The sequence below is a fragment of the Mycolicibacterium parafortuitum genome (assembly GCF_002086815.1).
Classification (GTDB): Bacteria; Actinomycetota; Actinomycetes; order Mycobacteriales; family Mycobacteriaceae; genus Mycobacterium; species Mycobacterium parafortuitum.
Genome location: NZ_MVID01000028.1, coordinates 1 through 19,999 on the forward strand (window position 1 = coordinate 1; position 19,999 = coordinate 19,999).

The 19,999-nt window shown below is 67.2% G+C and carries 21 protein-coding genes; 4 read left to right on the top strand and 17 right to left on the bottom strand.

Annotated elements, in window-relative coordinates:
* Positions 1-110: 110 nt before the first annotated feature.
* Together BST38_RS23630 and BST38_RS23635 are read right to left on the bottom strand one after the other, a co-directional pair.
* Positions 111-1,298 (bottom strand): NAD(P)/FAD-dependent oxidoreductase, encoded by a 1,188-nt coding sequence (locus BST38_RS23630; RefSeq protein WP_083145931.1) that lies wholly within the window; start codon positions 1,296-1,298, stop codon positions 111-113.
* A 56-nt stretch (positions 1,299-1,354) separates the two neighbouring features.
* The gene (locus BST38_RS23635; RefSeq protein WP_083145932.1) at positions 1,355-1,801 is read right to left on the bottom strand and encodes an Rv2324 family transcriptional regulator; all 447 of its coding nucleotides are present in this window, start codon (positions 1,799-1,801) and stop codon (positions 1,355-1,357) included.
* A gap of 119 nt (positions 1,802-1,920) precedes the next feature.
* On the opposite strand from BST38_RS23635, the gene ddaH reads away from it, so the two are divergent.
* Complete coding sequence (gene ddaH, locus BST38_RS23640; RefSeq protein ID WP_083145992.1) at positions 1,921-2,766, top strand: dimethylargininase; 846 nt, start codon at positions 1,921-1,923, stop codon at positions 2,764-2,766.
* A complete protein-coding gene (gene rocD, locus BST38_RS23645) occupies positions 2,763-3,977 on the top strand; it encodes an ornithine--oxo-acid transaminase (protein WP_083145933.1) in 1,215 nt (404 codons plus the stop codon). The genes ddaH and rocD overlap by 4 nt, the downstream gene beginning before the upstream one ends.
* On the opposite strand, the gene BST38_RS23650 is transcribed toward rocD, so the two are convergent.
* The 12 genes from BST38_RS23650 to BST38_RS23705 form a co-directional block, all read right to left on the bottom strand.
* On the bottom strand, positions 3,974-4,825 hold the full coding sequence (locus BST38_RS23650; protein ID WP_083145934.1) for a mycofactocin-coupled SDR family oxidoreductase: 852 nt from the start codon (positions 4,823-4,825) through the stop codon (positions 3,974-3,976). The genes rocD and BST38_RS23650 overlap by 4 nt on opposite strands.
* A 34-nt stretch (positions 4,826-4,859) precedes the next feature.
* Positions 4,860-6,116: an arginine deiminase gene (locus BST38_RS23655; protein WP_083145935.1), complete on the bottom strand. Its 1,257-nt coding sequence runs from the start codon at positions 6,114-6,116 to the stop codon at positions 4,860-4,862.
* Between the two features lie 15 nt (positions 6,117-6,131).
* Positions 6,132-7,577, bottom strand: a complete 1,446-nt coding sequence (locus tag BST38_RS23660; RefSeq protein ID WP_083145993.1) for a basic amino acid/polyamine antiporter — start codon at positions 7,575-7,577, stop codon at positions 6,132-6,134.
* Between the two features lie 146 nt (positions 7,578-7,723).
* A complete protein-coding gene (locus tag BST38_RS23665) occupies positions 7,724-8,521 on the bottom strand; it encodes an SHOCT domain-containing protein (RefSeq protein WP_083145936.1) in 798 nt (265 codons plus the stop codon).
* A gap of 25 nt (positions 8,522-8,546) precedes the next feature.
* On the bottom strand, positions 8,547-9,338 hold the full coding sequence (locus tag BST38_RS23670) for a cutinase family protein (RefSeq protein ID WP_083145937.1): 792 nt from the start codon (positions 9,336-9,338) through the stop codon (positions 8,547-8,549).
* Between the two features lie 219 nt (positions 9,339-9,557).
* Positions 9,558-10,748: an elongation factor Tu gene (gene tuf, locus BST38_RS23675; protein WP_011895899.1), complete on the bottom strand. Its 1,191-nt coding sequence runs from the start codon at positions 10,746-10,748 to the stop codon at positions 9,558-9,560.
* Between the two features lie 166 nt (positions 10,749-10,914).
* Positions 10,915-13,017 carry an elongation factor G gene (gene fusA, locus BST38_RS23680; protein ID WP_083145938.1) on the bottom strand — a complete coding sequence of 701 codons (2,103 nt, stop codon included), beginning with the start codon at positions 13,015-13,017 and terminating at the stop codon, positions 10,915-10,917.
* Between the two features lie 82 nt (positions 13,018-13,099).
* Positions 13,100-13,570 (bottom strand): 30S ribosomal protein S7, encoded by a 471-nt coding sequence (gene rpsG / locus BST38_RS23685; protein WP_083145939.1) that lies wholly within the window; start codon positions 13,568-13,570, stop codon positions 13,100-13,102.
* The gene (rpsL, locus tag BST38_RS23690) at positions 13,570-13,944 is read right to left on the bottom strand and encodes a 30S ribosomal protein S12 (protein ID WP_003929602.1); all 375 of its coding nucleotides are present in this window, start codon (positions 13,942-13,944) and stop codon (positions 13,570-13,572) included. The genes rpsG and rpsL overlap by 1 nt, the downstream gene beginning before the upstream one ends.
* 305 nt (positions 13,945-14,249) lie before the next feature.
* Positions 14,250-14,825, bottom strand: coding sequence for a TetR/AcrR family transcriptional regulator (locus BST38_RS23695; protein WP_083145940.1), 576 nt, complete (start codon positions 14,823-14,825; stop codon positions 14,250-14,252).
* A gap of 50 nt (positions 14,826-14,875) precedes the next feature.
* The gene (locus BST38_RS23700) at positions 14,876-15,412 is read right to left on the bottom strand and encodes a DUF3558 domain-containing protein (RefSeq protein ID WP_083145941.1); all 537 of its coding nucleotides are present in this window, start codon (positions 15,410-15,412) and stop codon (positions 14,876-14,878) included.
* A gap of 2 nt (positions 15,413-15,414) precedes the next feature.
* Positions 15,415-15,966, bottom strand: a complete 552-nt coding sequence (locus BST38_RS23705; protein WP_083145942.1) for a DUF3558 domain-containing protein — start codon at positions 15,964-15,966, stop codon at positions 15,415-15,417.
* 130 nt (positions 15,967-16,096) lie between these two features.
* Between BST38_RS23705 and BST38_RS23710 the strand changes: the two genes are divergently transcribed.
* The gene (locus BST38_RS23710) at positions 16,097-16,411 is read left to right on the top strand and encodes a DUF3060 domain-containing protein (protein WP_110781904.1); all 315 of its coding nucleotides are present in this window, start codon (positions 16,097-16,099) and stop codon (positions 16,409-16,411) included.
* A gap of 2 nt (positions 16,412-16,413) precedes the next feature.
* Complete coding sequence (locus tag BST38_RS23715; RefSeq protein ID WP_083145944.1) at positions 16,414-16,809, top strand: DUF3060 domain-containing protein; 396 nt, start codon at positions 16,414-16,416, stop codon at positions 16,807-16,809.
* A gap of 22 nt (positions 16,810-16,831) precedes the next feature.
* On the opposite strand, the gene BST38_RS23720 is transcribed toward BST38_RS23715, so the two are convergent.
* Genes BST38_RS23720 through BST38_RS23730 form a run of 3 tightly spaced genes read right to left on the bottom strand, consistent with a single transcriptional unit; the run spans position 16,832 to position 19,939 of the window.
* Positions 16,832-17,590 (bottom strand): crotonase/enoyl-CoA hydratase family protein, encoded by a 759-nt coding sequence (locus BST38_RS23720; protein ID WP_181792005.1) that lies wholly within the window; start codon positions 17,588-17,590, stop codon positions 16,832-16,834.
* Positions 17,587-18,306 carry a PaaX family transcriptional regulator C-terminal domain-containing protein gene (locus BST38_RS23725; protein WP_083145945.1) on the bottom strand — a complete coding sequence of 240 codons (720 nt, stop codon included), beginning with the start codon at positions 18,304-18,306 and terminating at the stop codon, positions 17,587-17,589. Before BST38_RS23725 ends, BST38_RS23720 begins: the two co-directional genes overlap by 4 nt.
* A 4-nt stretch (positions 18,307-18,310) precedes the next feature.
* Positions 18,311-19,939, bottom strand: coding sequence for an acyl-CoA dehydrogenase family protein (locus BST38_RS23730; protein ID WP_083145946.1), 1,629 nt, complete (start codon positions 19,937-19,939; stop codon positions 18,311-18,313).
* Positions 19,940-19,999: the final 60 nt, after the last annotated feature.

Sequence of the window (19,999 nt, forward strand, 5' to 3'; positions counted from 1 at the left end):
GGCTCTACCAAAACACCATCACCGGACACATCTACTACGTGAAGGTCCGTTGACCCCCCAGAACAAACAGGGCCACCTCCCACAAGGAGGTGGCCCTGTTTTCTATGTACTCAGCCGAGCAAATCCGAGATCGGCGCTTTGGCAGCGATTTTCGCGCGGGTCTTCATGACCTTGCCGGGGAATCCGCCGCCGACCACCGCGACCACCACGCCGTCGCGCTCGTAGTAGGCGAGGAACTTGCGCCCGTCGTCCTCGACGATGTGCACGGTGTCGGTGGCCTCCGGCTCGCCCAGCGCCTGGATCTTGACGTCGTACTGATCGCTCCAGAAGTACGGAACCGACACCGCCGCAGGCGGTTCCTGACCCAGCATCGCCGGCACCAGCACCCGCGCCTGGTCGGCGACGTTGCTCCAATGCTCAACGCGCACTTGATCTCCGACATGGTCTCGCCACGACGCGACGTCACCGATCGCCCAGACGTGCGGTGCGCTGGCACGTCCGGTCTCGTCACACACCACACCGTTGTCCAGTTCGAGGCCGCTGCCCTCCAGCCATCCCGTGCCGGGATGGCTACCGATACCGACGATCACGATGTCCGTGTCGAGTTCAGTACCGTCGCTCAGTGTCACCTTGCGCACCCGGTCGTCACCGCCGACCTCGGAAACGCCGACGCCGCAACGGACGTCGACACCCTCGGCACGATGCAACCGGGTGACCAAATCGCCGATCTGCTGACCCAGGATCGACGCGAGCGGAGCGGGCTGCGGTTCCACGAGGGTGACCTCGACGCCCAGTTTGCGCAGGCTCGCCGCGACCTCGCAGCCGATGAACCCGGCGCCGACCACCACCGCGTGGCGCGCCGACTTCGCATCCTGGCGCAGCGCGAGGCTCTCGTCGAAGTTACGCAGGACGTGGATGCCCGGCAGGTCCGGGAACGACGGGATGCGCTTGGGCACCAGGCCGGTAGCGATGACGAGTTCGTCGTACGAAAGCTGGGATCCGTCGGCCAGTGTCAGGGTCCTGGAGTCGGTGTCGACCGACTTCGCGCCGTTGCCGAGCAGCACCGTGATGTTGTTCTCGGCATAGAACTCGGCCGGCTTCAGGGTGACGTCGTCGGTCTCGGCGCGCAGCACTTCCTTCGACAGCGGCGGCCGGTCGTACGGCAGATGGTCCTCGTCGCTGACGATGGTGATCGCGCCGGGGTACTCGGCGCGGCGCAACTGCTCGGCCGTCCGCGCGGCGGCCAGGCCGCCGCCCACGATGACGACGCCGGGCCCGGAAACCTCTGATGTGGTCACGTGGGCTTTCTACACGATCCCGCAGTGAGAGTGTGCGCCACCCCGCGGGTACGCGCTCAGCCCGGAGCGCGCTCGATGAGGTTCGAGAGCACGACGATGCTCTCGCTGCGTTCGACGTCGGCGCTCGCCCGGATCCGCTCCAGCGCTTCCTCCAGGTGACGCATGTCGCGCGCCAGCACATGCAGCATCGCGTCGGCGGTCCCCGTCACGGTCGCGGCGCTGACCACCTCCGGGATGTCACGCCAGGCGGCTCTCAACTCGGCGGGGGCGATCGTGCCGTGGCAGAAGACCTGCACGTAGGCCTCGGTGGTCCACCCCAGCGCGCTGCGGTCGATGACCGTGGTGAATCCCCTGATCACACCGCTGTCGAGCATCCGGTCGACCCGCCTCTTCACCGCGGGCGCCGACAGGTTCACGGCCAGCCCGATCTCGGCGAATGTGGCCCGCGCATTGTCGGCCAGTTCGGCGAGAATCCGCTCGTCGGTCTCGTCCAGACGCTCCATACCTCTCCTCGCGCAATAAAACGCTGCCAAACAGCAGATAGCGCAATATACCTAGCGTAGACACGCATGAAACGTCGATTGATTGCGCGAGAGGCCGTTCCTATCGTGGGCTTATGACGATGGACATCGCCGCGACCGAACCGCGGGCCGGCTTCGCCCCGATCCGCACCGCCCGGCCCCGGCGTTACCTCATGACGGCACCGACGTTCTTCACCGTCGAGTACGTCATCAACCCGTGGATGGACGCCTCCTCTCCCGTCGACACCGCCCGCGCCGTCACCCAGTGGGAGACGCTTCGGCAGACCTACCTCGCCCTCGGTCACAGCGTCGAGGTCATCGACCCGATTCCGGGGCTGCCCGACATGGTCTACGCGGCCAACGGCGGGACCGTCGTCAACGGCAGGGCCGCGGTCGCACGGTTCGCGCATGCCGAGCGCGCCGGCGAAGCCGTCGCCTACGCCGACTGGATGCGCCGCAACGGCTACGAACCGTTCGAGACGCGGCACGTCAACGAAGGCCAGGGCGACTTCCTGACCGTCGGCGACGTACTTCTGGCGGGGTACGGCTTCCGCACGGACCGGCGCGCCCACGACGAGGTCGCCGCGCACGTCGGGCTGCCGGTGGCCAGCCTGCAACTCGTGGACCCGCGGTTCTACCACCTCGACACCGCGCTCGCCGTGCTCGACGACGCCACCGTCGCGTACTACCCGCCCGCATTCTCGGAGGAATCCCGCGCGGCGCTCGCGCGGATGTTCCCCGGCGCGATCCAGGTCGCCAGCGCCGACGCGTACGTCCTCGGTCTCAACGTCGTCTCGGACGGCCTCAACGTGGTGCTGCCCGCCGCGGCGACGGGCTTCGCCGAAGAACTGACGCGCGCGGGTTTCCGGCCCGTCGGGGTCGACCTCTCCGAACTGCTCAAAGGTGGCGGTTCGGTGAAATGTTGCACGCTGGAGGTGTTCTCATGACAGCAATGCACACGATGGCCGACGCACTGATCGCCACCGAGAACCGGTATGTCGCACACAACTACGCCCCGCTGCCCGTCGTGGCCGCCAGTGCCCAGGGCGCGTGGATCACCGATGTCGAGGGCCGGCGCTATCTCGACTGCCTCGCCGCGTACTCGGCGGTCAACTTCGGGCACCGCCACCCGGAGATCATCGCGACGGCGCACGCTCAGCTCGATGCGGTGACGCTGGTCAGCCGCGCGTTCCACTCCGATCAGCTCGCACCGTTCTGCGAGGCGCTCGCCGGCTTGTGCGGCAAGGACATGGTGCTGCCGATGAACTCCGGCGCCGAGGCCGTGGAGAGCGGGATCAAGGTCGCCCGGAAGTGGGGTGCCGACGTCAAGGGAGTCGACGGCCCACGCATCCCCAACATCATCGTGGCGCACAACAACTTCCACGGCCGCACCACGACGATCATCAGCTTCTCCGACGACGACACCGCGCGGCGCGGCTTCGGCCCCTACACGCCCGGATTCCGGTCGGTCCCGTTCGGCGACGCCGATGCGCTGGCGCGCGCGATCGACGACGACACCGTCGCCGTTCTGCTGGAACCGATCCAGGGTGAGGCCGGCATCATCGTGCCGCCCGACGACTACCTGCCTCGGGTCCGAGCGCTGTGCACCGAGCGCAATGTGCTGATGATCGCCGACGAGATCCAGTCCGGACTGGCCCGCACCGGCCGAACCTTCGCGTGCGACCACTGGGGTGTGGTGCCCGACGTCTACCTGCTGGGCAAGGCGCTCGGCGGCGGCGTGATACCGGTCTCCGCGGTGGTCGCCGACCGTGACGTCCTCGGGGTGTTGCATCCCGGCGAACACGGCTCGACGTTCGGCGGCAATCCGTTGGCCTCCGCGATCGGGCGCACCGTCGTCGGGATCCTGGAACGCGGCGAATTCCAGAGGCGCTCAGCCGAACTCGGTGCGCACCTGCACGCCAGGCTGACCGCTCTGACCGGCAATGGTGTCCTCGCGGTGCGCGGCCGAGGTCTGTGGGCCGGCGTCGACGTCGACCCCGCGCTGGGCACCGGTAAGCAGGTCGGCCTGCGCCTGGCCGAACGAGGCGTACTCGTCAAGGACACCCACGGATCGACGTTGCGATTCGCGCCGCCGCTGGTGATCACCGCCGACGAAATAGACTGGGCTGTAGACCGATTCGCCGAAGTGCTGAGCTAGTACTTCATGGTGCCGCGGTCCACGGCGATCTGGGATCCCGAGATCGTCATCGACGAATCCCCTGCCAGCCAGGCCACCACGTCGGCGACCTCCTCGACTGTCATGAACTCCTGAAGCCCCGGCTTCCCGTCGCGGGCAACGGGTTTGAACGGCATCGGCGCGAAGCTGTGCAGGTACGTCGGGTATTTCGAGAAGATCTCCATCATCGCGTCCTTCTCGATCATCGGGGTGTCGATCGAGTACGGGTGGATGGAGTTGACGCGGATCCCGAACTCGCCGGCCTCCAGCGCCAGCGCGTTGGTCAGCGCGACCAGGCCGTGCTTGGACGCCGCGTAATGCGCGTTGCCGGGAGTCGCCTTCAGGCCGGCCGAGGAGCTGACGATGACGATCGAGCCGCCGTTGCCCGCCTCGATCATCGCGGGCACCGCGGCGCGAATCGTGCGCCAGGTGCCGTTGAGGTTGACGTCGACGACGGTGTCCCACTGCTCTTCGGACATCTCCCAGATGCGGCCCCAGCTCAGCACCCCGGCATTGGCGACGACGATGTCGAGGCGGCCGAACTGCTCGACGCCGTCGGCGACCACCTGCTGCTGAGCGGCCAGGTCACGGATGTCGACCTCGCGGGCGAGCACCTTGCGGCCCGTCGCCTCGACCTGGCGCACCGTTTCGGCCAGGTCTTCCGAAGTCGGCATCGGGTAGGTGATCGACTCGGCGACCGGGTTGCACACGTCGATCGCGATGATGTCCGCTCCGTCGGCGGCCAGCCGGACCGCGTGGGCACGCCCCTGGCCCCGGGCGGCTCCGGTGATCAATGCGACGCGGCCTTCGAGGGGTGCACCAGAGGACATGGGCACCAGGCTAACAGCAGAACTAGAACGCGTTCTAGATATTCGTCCCGTCCACCGGGTCACGAATGATCGGGCACGTCATGCAGTGGCCGCCCCCGCGGCCCCGCCCGAGTTCGGCACCGACGATGGTGATGACCTCGATTCCGGCCTTGCGGAGCAGCGAGTTCGTGTGGGTGTTGCGGTCGTAGGCAAAGACCACCCCCGGTTCGACCGCGACGAGGTTGTTCCCACTGTCCCACTGCTGACGCTCGGAGTCGTACCGGGATCCCCCGGTCTCCACGACGCGCAGTTCCGCCAGCCCCAGCGCATGCGCGACGACCTCGACGAACGGCTTGGTGTCCTCGACCACCTCCACGCCGACCGGATTGTCCGCCGGCAGCAAGGTGAAAGGCGCGATGCCGTCGACGATCTCGGGATAGACGGTGACGACATCACGGTCGGCGAAGGTGAACACGGTATCGAGATGCATGGCCGACCGCAGTTTGGGCATGCCCGCGACGATGACCTTCTCGGCACCGCCATTTCGGAACAGTTCCGCGGCGACCTGCGTAATCGCCTGGCGCGACGTGCGCTCGCTCATCCCGATGAGCACCACGCCGTCACCGGGAACCAGCACATCGCCGCCCTCGATGGTGGCCAGACCCCACGACCGCTCGGGGTCGCCCCACCACACCGTCGACCCCACGAAGTCCGGATGGAACTCATAGATCGCCTTCATCAACAGCGTCTCGTCGTGGCGGGCCGGCCAGAACAACGGATTCAGGGTCAGGCCGCCGTAGATCCAGCAGGTGGTGTCGCGGGTGTACAGGGTGTTGGGCAGCGGCGGCATCAGATACTCGGTGACACCGTTGTCCTCGCGCGCGAGCGCCCGGTAACCGGCGCCGAGGTCGCCCGGCAGGTCCAGGATCGACATGCCCCCGATCAGCAGTTCGGTCAGGCGCCCGGAGGGCAGCGAGTCCAGGAACCCGCGCGTCTCGTCGACCAGACCCGGCCCCACCTCGTTGGCCACGATCTTGCGGTCGAGCAGCCAGGCCTTGGCCTCGGGGATCTCCATGGTCTCGCCGAGCAGGGCGTGCAGTTCCACCACCTCCACTCCGCGGTCGCGCATCTTGTCGACGAAGTCGAAGTGATCACGACGCGCGTTCTGGACCCACAGCACGTCGTCGAACAACAGATCGTCACAGTTCGACGGCGTCAACCGCTCGTGAGCGAGGCCGGGTGAGCACACCAGCACCTTGCGTAGCCTGCCGACCTCCGAGTGGACGCCGTAGCCGGCTGATGTTCTCGACACGTGGAGTTCCTTCCGTCAGATCTGGATCGAGCCCGTCAGCAGCGACACGACGGCGGCAACCGCCCCGAGGACGACGGCGCCGAACAACGCGGCTTCGGCCGGCCGGAAGACCCGCAGGCCCCGCTCGCGGCGAGCCTTCACGTACAGCGCTGCAGCGGGGGCGTAGAGCAGGCAGGACAACAGCAGCTTGTCCAACCCGGCGGCGAAGACCAGAAAGACCGTGTACGCCGTTGCCACCCCGGCGATGACCATATCGGCGCGGAGTGACCTTCGGTCGTCGTAGGTTTCGCGTGTCACCGTCAACTTCAGCGCATAGGCGGCCGCGAGGAGATACGGGATCAGGGACAGCGCCGCGGTCAGATCGAGCATGAAATCCAGTGCGTTGGCTGCGAAAAGCAAGGCGACGAGCAGAAGCGATGTCAGGCACGCCGCCATCACCAACGCCACCACCGGCGCGTCGTGGCGGTTCGTGCGAGCCAGGAAACGCGGCATATCCTCGGATTTGGCCGGGATGAACAGGACCTCCGCAGCCATCAGCGTCCACGCGAGGTAGGCGCCCAGCACCGAGATGATCACGCCCACCTTGATGAAGATCGAACCCCACGGTCCGACAATCGATTCGAGGACCGCCGCCATCGAGGGCTGCGACACTCCGGCGAGCTCGTCCTGCGGCATCGCCCCGTAGGACACCAACGTGACCAGCGCGAACACACCGAGCACCCCGAGAAAGCCCATCACGGTCGCGCGCCCGACGTCCTCGCGCCTGCGGGCCATCCGCGAGTACACCGCCGCACCCTCGATACCGAGGAAGACGAACACCGTGATCAACATGGTGCCGGTGGCCTGATCCCACACCGCCGCGAACGAGTAACCGCCACCGCCCCAAAGGTTGTCGGTGAACACATCGGCCTGGAAGGCGATGATCGCGATCAGGATGAACACCAGGATCGGCACCACTTTGGCAATGGTGACGATGTAGTTGATCACCGCCGCGTCCTTGACGCCGCGCATCACCAGAAACGCGAACAACCATGCCCCGACGACAGATGCGGCCACCGCGGCACCAGTGTCGCCGTCCCCGAACGCCGGGAAGATCGCCCCCAGCGTCGCGGTGATCAGCACCCAGTACGACACGTTGCCCGCACAAACCGACGCCCAGTACCCGATCGCGGAGTTGAATCCGACATAGTCGCCGAATCCCGCCCTGGCGTAGGTGAAGATGCCCGCGTTGAGGTCGGGCTTGCGGATCGCCAGTCGCTGAAAGACGAAGGCCAACATCAACATTCCGGCGCCGGCGATCGTCCAGGCGATGACCGCGCCCACGACGCCGGTCTCGGTGCCGAACCGGCGCGGCAACAGGAACACCCCGGAGCCGATCATCGATCCGACCACCATCGCGGTCAGGGTGGGCAGGCTGACCGTCTGGTCGGCCTGTCCGGCACGGGCTTCGGTCGCCGTCACGTCCACCCGAACTGGAGAACAGCGGCAGGTATCCGCGGGCCCCGAGCCGCCGGCTGCGCTCGTCCGTCCGTCATCGCAACACGCCGTTTCCGGCTGTGACGCGGCACCCAACGACGGTAACACCGTCGCACGGCCGCTACCAGGATTCAGAGATCGGCGATGATCTCCTGGCGTTTGGCGGCGTACTCGGCGTCGGTGATCGAACCGGTAGCCCGAAGCGTGTCCAGCTGTTGAAGGCGTTGCGCAGCGGTGGGTTCCGTCGCCGGCACCAGCGGCGGATCCTGCGCGGCGGCGCGCCGGACGACGGCCTGCACCTGCTGGCGGGCGGCCGGGTGGGAGTGCAGGTCGATCATGCCGTTCAGGCCGATCCCATGGGTCTTGAGCACCTGCAGGATCTCCATCAGCGGCTCGGCCTGACCCGTCAGATCGTAGGACCGGCCGTCCTCGGCGATGGTGAACGTGGCCGGCATCATTCCGCTCACCAAAGCGCTTCGCTCCCAATCGATCTGGTAGTCGTTGGTGACCGGGTCGACCAGGGCAGCGAGCGTACGGTTCGTGATCATCGGCAGCCGGCTCACCGACGCCACGACCTGATCCTGCGTCGCGAACGGCGTGATCCCGGGCCCGGACACCTGCAGGTCGAGCTTCACCAGCGGTTGATCGTTGATCCGGGTGTTCGTCTCGTGGATACCGACGACCCTGGCCAGCGCCAGTACACCGGTGGCCTCCAGCGCCTGCTTCTTGGCCGCCGAGCGGGCACCGAAGCCCGTGATCAGCAGCGCGATCAGGACGTCGGCCGCGGTGATCAGCAGGCCCGTCCAGAACATCCACTTCATCGTCGGGTCGGCACCCAGCGCGAAGTAGGCGACCAGGAAAATCGGACCGACGAGGCCGCACAGCAGCACGAAGAGCTGAATCTTCACATAGCGCCAGAAGGTGGCCATGCGGTGATTATGGCCGACAGGCGGCCTACGGACCGGCGGTTACCTGCAGCGGAAGCGCGGGATTGGGCGCGGAACGCTGCGTGACGAGCTGGTACAGCGGCGGGGTCCACGCATCCATCGCAGCGACCTTGCGGGCGTAGCTGGTGTGCACGGCCACTGCCGCCGGGTTCATCTCGTCCTCGGCGTCCGGGTCGTAGTCGCACACCGCGTCCCCGATATTGCAGACGCTGATCGTGCGAACACCCATCGTCACCGGCAACGGCGCGGGTGCGTGCGCGAGGATCGGCCAGTCCTGGGCGACGCCCTTGCCGGCGCCCGGCACGTTGACGACCGAGCCGATGTTGATGGTCGGGTCCTGTGGCAACCGGTCGCCGTCGGCGATCAGCAGCGCCGCGGCGAGGTTGGGGCTGGGATCGAGCGCGTGCAGGTTCCGGTGGACGACCATCGCGCCCTGCGAATAGCCGGCGAGCACGACTTGCGAGGTCGGGCACTGCGCGACGAACGCCTGATACTGCTGACCGAGCGCGGCGGCACCGGTGTCGACGCTGCTCATGAAGCCCGCCCAGTCCAGGATTCCGCCGTCTTCGGGGACCTCCACGGCCGGGTAGTTCACGGCCTCTGCGGTGATGGTGCGCCCACTCTGCTGGATCAGCGCGGCGAAGTCGCTGTAGGACTTGGCGACCACACGGCCCATCCCGCCGTCCGCGGCGGACGCAACCGTCCGCTCGCCGGAACCGGCGGCACCGATCCAGTGCACATCCGGGCAGCCGGGTTGCGCAGGCTGCGCCGTCGCGACCCCGGCGGACAGGCCGAGCATTGCCGCGCCGCCCGTCAGAACCGACGCCGCGAGCGCGGCCGCGCCCTTCGCAATAACACTGGTGATGCTTCTCAAAACGTGAACCTTTACTTCCCGGCCGACCCCTCGACAGCCGTCGCCAGGTACATCGCGGCCCTTCCCGAGGCCGTTACAGGGCCGGAAAACGAAAGTGGCGCCCACCCTTTCGGGTGAGCGCCACTTCCTGGCTGAGTACCTAGATCACTTGATGATCTTGGTGACGCGGCCGGCGCCGACGGTACGGCCGCCCTCGCGGATCGCGAAGCGCAGGCCCTCGTCCATGGCGACGGGCTGGATCAGCTTGACGGCGATGTCGGTGTTGTCACCGGGCATCACCATCTCGGTGCCCTCGGGGAGGGTCACCACGCCGGTCACGTCCGTGGTACGGAAGTAGAACTGCGGACGGTAGTTGTTGAAGAACGGCGTGTGGCGGCCACCCTCGTCCTTGGACAGGATGTAGACGCTGCCCTCGAACTCGGTGTGCGGCGTGGTGGTGCCGGGCTTGACCACAACCTGGCCACGCTCGACGTCCTCACGCTTGATGCCACGGACCAGCAGACCGACGTTGTCGCCCGCCTGGCCCTGATCGAGCAGCTTGCGGAACATCTCGACACCGGTGACCGTGGTCTTGGTGACGGTCGGACGGATGCCGACGATCTCGACTTCCTCGTTCACGTTGATCACGCCACGCTCGACGCGACCGGTGACCACGGTGCCGCGGCCGGTGATCGTGAAGACGTCCTCGACGGGCATCAGGAACGGCTTGTCGGTCTCGCGGACCGGGTCCGGGATGGACTCGTCGACAGCAGCCATGAGCTCCTGGACCGACTTGACCCACTTCTCGTCACCCTCAAGCGCCTTCAGGGCCGAAACCTTGACGACCGGGGCGTCCTCGTCGAAGTCCTGGGCGGCCAGCAGTTCGCGGACCTCCATCTCGACGAGCTCGATGAGCTCTTCGTCGTCGACCATGTCGGCCTTGTTCAGCGCGACCAGGATGTAGGGCACGCCGACCTGGCGGGCCAGCAGCACGTGCTCGCGGGTCTGCGGCATCGGGCCGTCAGTGGCGGCGACCACGAGGATTGCGCCGTCCATCTGGGCGGCACCGGTGATCATGTTCTTGATGTAGTCAGCGTGACCGGGGGCGTCGACGTGCGCGTAGTGACGCTTCTCGGTCTGGTACTCCACGTGGGAGATGTTGATCGTGATACCGCGCTGACGCTCCTCGGGCGCATTGTCGATCTGGTCGAATGCGCGCGACTCGTTCAAATCGGGGTACTGGTCATGCAGCACCTTGGTGATTGCTGCAGTGAGAGTGGTCTTGCCGTGGTCAACGTGACCGATGGTCCCGATGTTGACGTGCGGCTTCGTCCGCTCGAACTTCGCCTTCGCCACTTCTGTGTCCTCCTGGACTTGTTGGTGCTTTTACTTAAGCAGGTGTGTTGATGTGTTCAGTTGTGCAGTCTGCGAACTTACCGGTTACTGACCCGTCGCCTTCGCGTCGCTCGTTGCTCGGCTCCGGCTCAGTGGCGCGCCTCGGCCGCAAGCGGCCTTCGATGCTCTACTGACCCGTCGCCTTCGCGATGATCTCCTTCGACACGTTCGCCGGAACTTCTGCGTACGAGTCGAACACCATGGAGTAGTTGGCCCGGCCCTGGGTCTTCGACCGAAGGTCTCCGACGTAGCCGAACATCTCCGACAGCGGAACCTGCGCCTTCACGACACGGGCACCACTGCGCTCCTCCATGGCCTGGATCTGACCACGGCGGGAGTTCAGGTCGCCGATCACGTCACCCATGTAGTCCTCAGGGGTGGTGACCTCGACGGCCATGATGGGCTCCAGGATGACAGGCTGGGCGGCCTGAGCGGCCTTCTTCAGCACCTGAGAGCCGGCCACCTTGAACGCCATTTCCGAGGAGTCGACCTCGTGGAAGGCGCCGTCGAGCAGGGTGACCTTGAGGTTCACCAGCGGGTAGCCCGCCAGCACGCCGTACTGCATCGCGTCCTGGCAGCCCGCATCCACCGACGGGATGTACTCGCGCGGGATGCGGCCACCGGTGACCTTGTTCTCGAACTCGTAGGTCGCACCGTCTTCGCCGATGAACGGCTCGAGGTCGATGAGAACCTTCGCGAACTGGCCGGAGCCACCCGTCTGCTTCTTGTGGGTGAACTCGACCTTCTCGACCTTGCGCTTGATGGTCTCGCGGTAGGCGACCTGCGGCTTGCCGACGTTGGCCTCGACCTTGAACTCGCGGCGCATGCGGTCGACCAGGATGTCCAGGTGGAGCTCGCCCATGCCGCCGATGACGGTCTGGCCGGTCTCCTGATCCAGGTGCACCTTGAAGGTCGGGTCCTCTTCGGCGAGCTTCTGGATCGCGGTGCCCAGCTTCTCCTGGTCGCTCTTGGTCTTGGGCTCGATGGCGACCTCGATGACCGGATCCGGGAACGTCATCGACTCGAGGACGATCTGATCGTTCGCATCCGACAGGGTGTCACCGGTCGTGGTGTCCTTCAGACCGATCACGGCGTAGATGTGGCCGGCCGACGCACGCTCGACAGGGTTCTCCTTGTTGGCGTGCATCTGGAACAGCTTGCCGAGGCGCTCCTTCTTGCCCTTGGTCGAGTTCACGACCTGCGAGCCGGACTCCACGGTGCCCGAGTACACGCGCACGTAGGTCAGCTTGCCGAAGAACGGGTGCACCGCGATCTTGAACGCCAGCGCCGAGAAGGGCTCGTCGGTCGACGGCTTGCGGGTGATGATCTCGTCTTCTTTGTTGGGCACGTGGCCCTGCACGGACTCGACGTCCAGCGGCGACGGGAGGTAGTCGATGACCGCGTCGAGCATGGGCTGCACGCCCTTGTTCTTGAACGCGCTGCCGCACAGCACCGGGTAGAGCTCGCTGGACACGGTCAGCTTGCGGATCGCGCCCTTGATCTCGTCGATCGAGAGTTCCTCGCCACCGAAGTACTTCTCGAGCAGCGCCTCGTCGGTCTCGGCGACGGTCTCGATGAGCTTGGTGCGGTACTCCTCGGCCTTCTCGGCGAGGTCGGCCGGAATCTCCTCGACCTCGTACTTCTCGCCGAGGGCGGTCTCGCCACGCCACACCTTGGCCTTCATCTCGACCAGGTCGATGATGCCGATGAAGTCGTTTTCGGCGCCGATCGGCAGCTGGATGACCAGCGGCCGGGCTCCGAGGCGCTCCTCGATGGTGCGCACGGTGAAGTAGAAGTCCGCACCGAGCTTGTCCATCTTGTTGACGAAGCAGATGCGCGGCACGTCGTACTTGTCGGCCTGGCGCCAGACCTGCTCGGACTGCGGCTCCACGCCCTCTTTGCCGTCGAACACCGCAACGGCACCGTCGAGAACGCGCAGCGAACGCTCCACCTCGACGGTGAAGTCGACGTGGCCCGGGGTGTCGATGATGTTGATCTGGTTCTGGTTCCAGAAACAGGTCACCGCAGCCGAGGTGATCGTGATACCCCGCTCCTGCTCCTGCTCCATCCAGTCCGTCGTGGAGGCACCGTCGTGCGTCTCACCGATCTTGTAGTTCACACCGGTGTAGTAGAGGATGCGCTCGGTCGTCGTCGTCTTGCCGGCATCGATGTGCGCCATGATGCCGATGTTGCGGACCTTGCTCAGGTCGGTAAGCACGTCCTGTGCCACGGCTAGTTTCCCACTCTTTCGCTTGCTTGGTTGGTTTGTTCGGACGCCGGCGCAGCTACTTCACGAACGCCGGCGCCTGTGATCACCAGCGGTAGTGCGCGAAGGCGCGGTTCGCCTCGGCCATCTTGTGGGTGTCTTCGCGCCGCTTGACGGCGGCACCGAGACCGTTGCTCGCATCGAGGATCTCGTTCGCGAGGCGCTCGATCATCGTCTTTTCACGACGCTGCTTCGAGAAGCTGACCAGCCAACGCAGCGCCAGGGTCACCGAACGGTCCGGGCGGACCTCGACGGGAACCTGGTAGGTCGCGCCACCCACGCGGCGGCTACGCACCTCGAGCGACGGCTTGACGTTGTCCATGGCCCGCTTGAGGGTGACCACCGGATCGGTGCCCGTCTTCTCACGAGCCTGCTCGAGCGCGCCATAAACAATGCGCTCCGCCAGCGATTTCTTCCCGTCAAGCAGAACTTTGTTGACCAGCTGGGTGACCAGCTGCGACCCGTAGACCGGGTCGTTGACCAACGGACGCTTGGGCGCGGGTCCCTTGCGCGGCATCAGCTCTTCTCCTTCTTCGCGCCGTAACGGCTGCGGGCTTGCTTACGGTTCTTGACGCCCTGCGTGTCCAGAGACCCGCGGATGATCTTGTAGCGCACACCGGGGAGGTCCTTCACACGACCACCGCGCACCAGCACCATCGAGTGCTCCTGCAGGTTGTGGCCCTCACCCGGGATGTAGGCGGTGACCTCGACCGCGCTGGTCAGGCGCACGCGCGCGACCTTACGAAGCGCCGAGTTCGGCTTCTTCGGGGTCGTGGTGTACACGCGAGTGCACACGCCGCGACGCTGCGGGCTGCCCTTGAGGGCCGCCGTCTTCACCTTGGCGATCTTGTCGCGGCGACCCTTGCGGACCAGCTGGTTGATGGTTGGCATGTACCGGCTTTCTGTGTTCCTCGTCAGTCTGTCGACTGTGGTGCTGCTTGCTTCTTAAGTTCTCTGTACTGCTGTTATGCCCTCGACGGTTCCCCCGCGTCCGGGCGTGTCGCACGCGGCCGCCGCGGTTTCTCGGATAATTTCCAAGGCACCCCACGAGGGCGGGACATGCGAATCAGCCCGGCGTGCAGGCATGCTGATGCCCCGCGAAGGACACAAGCGCCCTATTTGCCAGGCACGAACGTCCACAATACCAGGGCTGCATACCTCAACAAAACCCGCTGACCTGCGGATCCCCGAAAAGTTCAGCGCGAGCGCATGCCGGTGGCAAGTCGCATGACCATATCGGAGAACACCGCATCGGTGTCGATCCCGGCCATCGCGCCCGTCATCTCCAGCAGGACGAATCCGTGCATCGCCGACCAGAACTCCAGCGCGGCGTAGAAGCCGGCTTCCTCATCGAGGCCGTAGCTGGCCAGCACGGCGATGATCGGCGCGGCCGCCGCCCTGGTCGCCTCGGTGAACTCGGGGTCGTCGCCACCCAGCGGCATCCGGGTGAACGCGGAGTACCGCCCGGGGTGGTGATGGGCGTAGCTGCGATACGCCCCGGCCATGACCATCACCGCGTCGTCGGGGCTGCGGCCCTGCCCGACCGTGTTGAGCATGTTGATGATGTCGCCGACGACGCGCATGCGCACCGTGCGGCGCAGGTCGTCGAGGCTGTGCACGTGGTTGTAGAGCGACGGGCCCTTGGTGCCGAGCTGGTTGGCCAGCGCGTTGATCGTCAGCGCGTCCCAGCCTTCGCGGTCGAGGAACGTCAGCGCGGCGTTGACGATCGAGTCACGGCTCAGCTTCGCCGTCCGCGGCGGCCGAGCTGCCATGTATCCGCCCCCCGATCGATGGTGACCCGGTGGCGGGTCAGCGAGTGACTCTAGTTCACGCGGTCCTGGCTGAGCCGTGCCAGTTGCTCGATCATCGGGCACAGGTCGGGCATCGTCTCGGAGTTCATGGTCTGCACCGACCAGGTGATCACGTCCCCGCCCTTGGCGACATAGATGCTGCAGGCGGTGTCGTCGTAGGCCTTGAAGCCCTGGTTGTCATCCATCGACAACTCGACGAGCGTACGGCCGGCGAGCTCCTCGAGTCCGCGCTCGGTGGCCATGTCGCTGCCGCGGTACCACCACGTGGAGATGCCCATCCCGGCGCCGAAGTCGTCGATCATGGTGTCCTCCTGCCAGAAGCAACCGGCGTCGCTGACCACCGCGGACCGGTACAACCCCGGCCCGGCGACATCGGTGATGTCGGCGTCGGTGACCCCGTTGCAGTCCACGCTCCGGAAGCCCTCCCCCGTGGCGCCCGGCCCCGGTGTCGCCGACTCCTCGGCGGTCTCGCCGTCCTCGGCGCACCCGGAGAGCAGCACACCGAAGGCCAGCACCGCGGCGAGGCGGGCGGTGAATCTCGCGGGCATGTCTACAGATCCGAGCGCAACGTGGCCGCGAGAAGTTTCTGGGCTTCGGCACACGGGTCCCCGGCCGCCTGGCCGCGGTACTGCACCCACCAGCTCAGCACGCCGGTGCCTGCGGCGGCGCTGGCCGAGCAGGCCGCTCCGGTGACGTCGCGGCGGGCCAGGAACGCCGGATGGCGCTCGACGACGACGTCGGTGACGACGGCGCCGCGCGCGACGGCGACGTCACGCTCGCGGTCCAGCGCGCCCATGTCGAACCACGAGTAGACGACGTCGACGGTCGCGGCCGGGGATTTACGGGACAGCACGTACTGGCAGACCGCTCCGCTGTAGGGCCGTGTCACCGACTCGGCGCCGATCAACTCCTGCACGGTGGTGTTCTCCAGCAGCCCGCACCGGTCGTCGACGTAGCCGTAGCTGCGGTCCGGATCGGGGACTCCGGCATCGGCCCGCTGCGCGGCCCCGGAGACGGTCTGCGCGCAGCCGGCAGCGGTCGCCGTCACCATGACCGCCACCATGAGGATCCGCATGCGATCCCGTACCACACGTTGACGCATCGACGCTCACGGTACTCGTCCGCGTGATCCCCGACAGCGCGAGCGAGCGACGTCGTAGGCTTCCGGTGTGACTGCTACCGCCGCGAGACGAGTACTGGCCGTGAGCGCATTGGCGGCCTCTGCCGCGCTGATGTCCACGTCACCGGTGGCGCAGGCCGAGAACGGCGACACCCACATCACCGGCGTGGGCGTGGTGCGCACGGTCGACTGCAAGGGCTCGACACTTTTCGTCAACGGTAACGGAAATCAGGTCTTCGCCCTCGGCGACTGCTATGCGGTCACGGTGCAGGGCTCGTCGAACCTGGTCGTCGCCGACAACGTCGTCAACGACATCACCGTCTACGGCTGGGATCAGAAGGTGCTGTACAAGAACGGCACGCCGTTCGTCTGGGACCGCGGGCGCGAGCTGGGGATGACAAACCAGGTGAACCGGGTACCCGCCTAGGCATGACAGCCCGCCCCATCGCCTGTGCCTGCGCAGTGGTCGCATTCACGCTCGCCGGATGCGGTGCGGGCGGTGGCGGCGACAACCCGTCCGCGACGATGGGGACGTCCGGTGCACAGGTCGAGATCGGCAACACGATCAACTACGGGTCGTTGGGCACGACCGCGGAGATCGACTGCGCCGACGGCAAGGCACTGAACATCGGCGGCTCGAACAACGACCTGACGGTGACCGGGACGTGTTCGAACGTCAACGTCGGTGGCGCCGACAACAAGATCTCCATCGAACGTGTCGACGGACAGCTGTCCGTCGTCGGCCTCAACAACACCGTCACCTACCGCGACGGCGACCCCGCGATCAACGACACCGGGACCAACAACAGCGTCACCAAGGGGTAGCGCCCTCTCGTCAGGCCCCGCGTCAGGCCCTGCCGCCGTGTCGCCCCGCGCCCGCGCTGAAGCGCGCCGCGCCTTCGAGCGACTCGGCCGCGACCCGGGACAGGCTGCCGAACTCGACGTCCATCGCATCGGCCTCCGCCATCCCCCACTGGGTCAACGCCGACACCCGGTCCGAGCGCAGGCACTGCTGGGGCAGCTCCGCCAGCTCGGCTGCGAGTTCCTCGGCCTTCTGCCGCCCCTGCCCGGTCGGCACCACCCGGTTGGCCAGGCCGATCGCCAGCGCCTCGTCGGCGTCGACGGCGCGGCCGGTCAGGATCAGGTCCATCGCCCGGCTGTGCCCGATCAGCCGCGGCAACCGCACGGTGCCGCCGTCAATCAGCGGCACCCCCCAGCGCCGGCAGAACACGCCCAACACGGCGTCCTGTTCGACGACCCGCAGATCGCACCACAACGCCAGCTCGAGACCGCCCGCGACCGCGTATCCGCTGATCGCCGCGATCACCGGTTTCGACAGCACCATCCGGCTCGGCCCCATCGGCGCGGGCCCGGTGCGGTGCAGGGGATTCGTCCGGTCGGTGCCCATCGCCTTGAGATCGGCGCCCGCGCAGAAGGTTCCGTTGTCCCCGCACAGCACCGCCACCGATGCGGTGTCGTCGGAGTCGAACTCGTCGAACGCCTCGTAGAGCTCGAGCGCGGTCGGCCCGTCGACGGCGTTGCGCGCCTCGGGCCGGTTCATCACGACCGTGGTCACCGCACCGTTGCGCTCCACCCTGATGCTCATCCGGCCTCCGTCAGCTCGATACCGTCACGCCGCGCGATCATCTCGGCGGCGAAGTCGTGGTAGGCGGCCCGCAACGCCGCCCCGGGCCAGCCGGCGGGCAGCAGCTCACCGGGCAGTACCGGATCGGTCAGCAGGTGCCGCACGATCGCCGCGGCGACGACGAACCGTCCGGGCACGTCCTGCGCGGCGGCCATCTCCGCCAGCATGCGCCGGCCTTTCTCCGCCCACCCGGCCAGGTCCCACAGCGTGGCCGCGAGTTCGGCCGGCGCGACGTCGCGCGACGACAGGACGCGCACCCGGGTGGCGATCTCCTCGCCGAGTTCGACGTCGACGTTGGCCGGCCGCAGCCAGACTCCTTCGCGGAGCTCTCCGAAACGCTTTTCCTGCAGGGCGTTCCGCAGTGCGGACCGGGTGCGTGCATCGCCGCCGACGCTGGTGACGATCAGCGTCGTCCAGCTGCCGTCCCAGTCGCGCGACCGTGGGCTGATGGCGTTGTCCTGGCGGCGCTGCCGGGCCAGCAGGCGCTCCGAGAGCCGGTAGCCGCCCTCGGAGCGCACCAGGTCCCCGGCGGCGACCATCCTGGTCAGCGCGACCCGCACCGTCGGCTCCCGGATACCGAAATCCGCGGTGAGCCTGATCAATTCGGCGGCGGTTGCGCAGGCCGGGTGTGCGCCGAGCATGACACTGAGCACCACCGACCGCGCGGTCATGCGCATGCGATCAGGCCTTGACGAGGGCGCGCTCGATGATCGGGGCGAGATCGAGGCCGGTCGGCAGGGTGCCGAACGCACCACCCCACTGGCCGCCGAGCCTGCTGGCGAGGAACGCCTCCGCCACCGCCGGGTGGCCGTGGCGCACCAGCAGCGAGCCCTGCAGCGCGAGCGAGATGTCCTCGGCGACCTGACGCGCGCGGTACTGGATCGACTCCGGATCGCCGAGCTGCGGCCGGAGGCCGGCGACGTGGCGGTCCAGCCGCGGGTCGTGGCCCGCGGTGGTCTCCAACTCGTCGAACAACACGTCGATGCAGGCGGGGCGAGTGGCCATGGCGCGCAACGTGTCCAGCGCGCTGACGTTCCCGGAGCCCTCCCAGATGCCCATCAGCGGGGCCTCCCGGTACAGCCGGGGCATTCCGGAGTCCTCCACGTAGCCGTTGCCGCCGAGGCATTCCATCGCCTCGGCCGCGTGCGGGGTGGCCCGCTTGCAGATCCAGTACTTCGCGGCGGCCAAACCGATTCTGCGCAGCAGGGTTTCCCGCTCGTCGCCGCGGACCGCGTGGTCGGTGGCACCGGCCATCCGCATCGCCAGCATGGTGGCCGCCTCGGCCTCGACGGCCAGGTCCGCGAGCACGTTACGCATCAGCGGCTGGTCGATCAGATAGGCGCCGAAGGCCGTCCGGTGCTGGGCGTGGTGCACGGCGCGCATCAGGCCGTTGCGCATGCTGGTGGCGCTGCCCAGTGTGCAGTCGAGGCGGGTCAGGTTGACCATCTCGATGATGGTCGGGACGCCGCGCCCCTCCTCGCCGACCAGCCACGCGGTCGCGCCGTCGTATTCGACCTCGCTGGACGCGTTCGCGTGATTGCCCAGCTTGTTCTTGAGGCGCTGCAGAAACATGCGGTTGCGGGTGCCGTCGGGAAGCACCCGCGGCAGGAAGAAACAGCTCAGCCCGCCTGGCGCCTGGGCCAGCACCAGGAACACATCGCACATCGGGGCCGAGGTGAACCACTTGTGGCCCCGCAGCGAGTACGTGCCGTCCCCGTTGGGGGTCGCCTCGGTGGTGCCCGCGCGCACGTCGGAGCCGCCCTGCTTCTCGGTCATCGACATACCCGCGGTGATGCCGGCCTTGGTGGCCGGCACCGTGAGTTCGGGGTCGTAGACGCGGCTGGTCAGCAGCGGCTCGTAGATGGCAGCCAGGTCCTGGTTGTGCCGCAGCGCGGGCACGACGGCGTACGTCATCGAGATCGGGCAGATGTGGCCGGGTTCGGGGGTCCACACCGACGTCTTGGCCGCGCGCACCACGTGCGCACCGGGACGGTCGTCGGCCCACGGCGCGGCGTGCAGGCCATGGCCCACCGCCACCGACATCAACTGGTGGTAGGCCGGGTCGTACTCGACCTCGTCGATGCGGTGCCCGTAACGGTCGTGGGTGTGCAGCACGGGCTGGTTACGGTCGGCGAGTTCGCCCCAGCGCTGGGCGGCGACGCTGCCGCCGAGCGCTCCGAGCTCGGCGACCTCGTCGACCCCCCACTCCCCGCCCTCGCGGATCAGCGCCTCGGCCAGCACCGGGGATGCGGCGAGGTTGAAGTCCTCCAGCGGCGGGACCTGATTGGTGACGACATGCGTGTCCGGCATGCCTCCACTGTTACATCAAACGAACAATCGCACAAGAACTGTAATACGCGAAGCCGCCCG

Coding starts and splice junctions, on each gene's coding strand:
- BST38_RS23635 (WP_083145932.1), bottom strand. CDS start 1,801: ATGGAGCGTCTGGACGAGACCGACGAGCGGATTCTCGCCGAACTGGCC.
- ddaH (WP_083145992.1), top strand. CDS start 1,921: ATGGACATCGCCGCGACCGAACCGCGGGCCGGCTTCGCCCCGATCCGC.
- rocD (WP_083145933.1), top strand. CDS start 2,763: ATGACAGCAATGCACACGATGGCCGACGCACTGATCGCCACCGAGAAC.
- BST38_RS23650 (WP_083145934.1), bottom strand. CDS start 4,825: ATGTCCTCTGGTGCACCCCTCGAAGGCCGCGTCGCATTGATCACCGGA.
- BST38_RS23665 (WP_083145936.1), bottom strand. CDS start 8,521: ATGGCCACCTTCTGGCGCTATGTGAAGATTCAGCTCTTCGTGCTGCTG.
- BST38_RS23670 (WP_083145937.1), bottom strand. CDS start 9,338: ATGCTCGGCCTGTCCGCCGGGGTCGCGACGGCGCAGCCTGCGCAACCC.
- rpsG (WP_083145939.1), bottom strand. CDS start 13,570: ATGCCGCGCAAGGGACCCGCGCCCAAGCGTCCGTTGGTCAACGACCCG.
- rpsL (WP_003929602.1), bottom strand. CDS start 13,944: ATGCCAACCATCAACCAGCTGGTCCGCAAGGGTCGCCGCGACAAGATC.
- BST38_RS23695 (WP_083145940.1), bottom strand. CDS start 14,825: ATGGCAGCTCGGCCGCCGCGGACGGCGAAGCTGAGCCGTGACTCGATC.
- BST38_RS23700 (WP_083145941.1), bottom strand. CDS start 15,412: ATGCCCGCGAGATTCACCGCCCGCCTCGCCGCGGTGCTGGCCTTCGGT.
- BST38_RS23705 (WP_083145942.1), bottom strand. CDS start 15,966: ATGCGTCAACGTGTGGTACGGGATCGCATGCGGATCCTCATGGTGGCG.
- BST38_RS23710 (WP_110781904.1), top strand. CDS start 16,097: ATGTCCACGTCACCGGTGGCGCAGGCCGAGAACGGCGACACCCACATC.
- BST38_RS23715 (WP_083145944.1), top strand. CDS start 16,414: ATGACAGCCCGCCCCATCGCCTGTGCCTGCGCAGTGGTCGCATTCACG.
- BST38_RS23720 (WP_181792005.1), bottom strand. CDS start 17,590: ATGAGCATCAGGGTGGAGCGCAACGGTGCGGTGACCACGGTCGTGATG.
- BST38_RS23725 (WP_083145945.1), bottom strand. CDS start 18,306: ATGCGCATGACCGCGCGGTCGGTGGTGCTCAGTGTCATGCTCGGCGCA.
- BST38_RS23730 (WP_083145946.1), bottom strand. CDS start 19,939: ATGCCGGACACGCATGTCGTCACCAATCAGGTCCCGCCGCTGGAGGAC.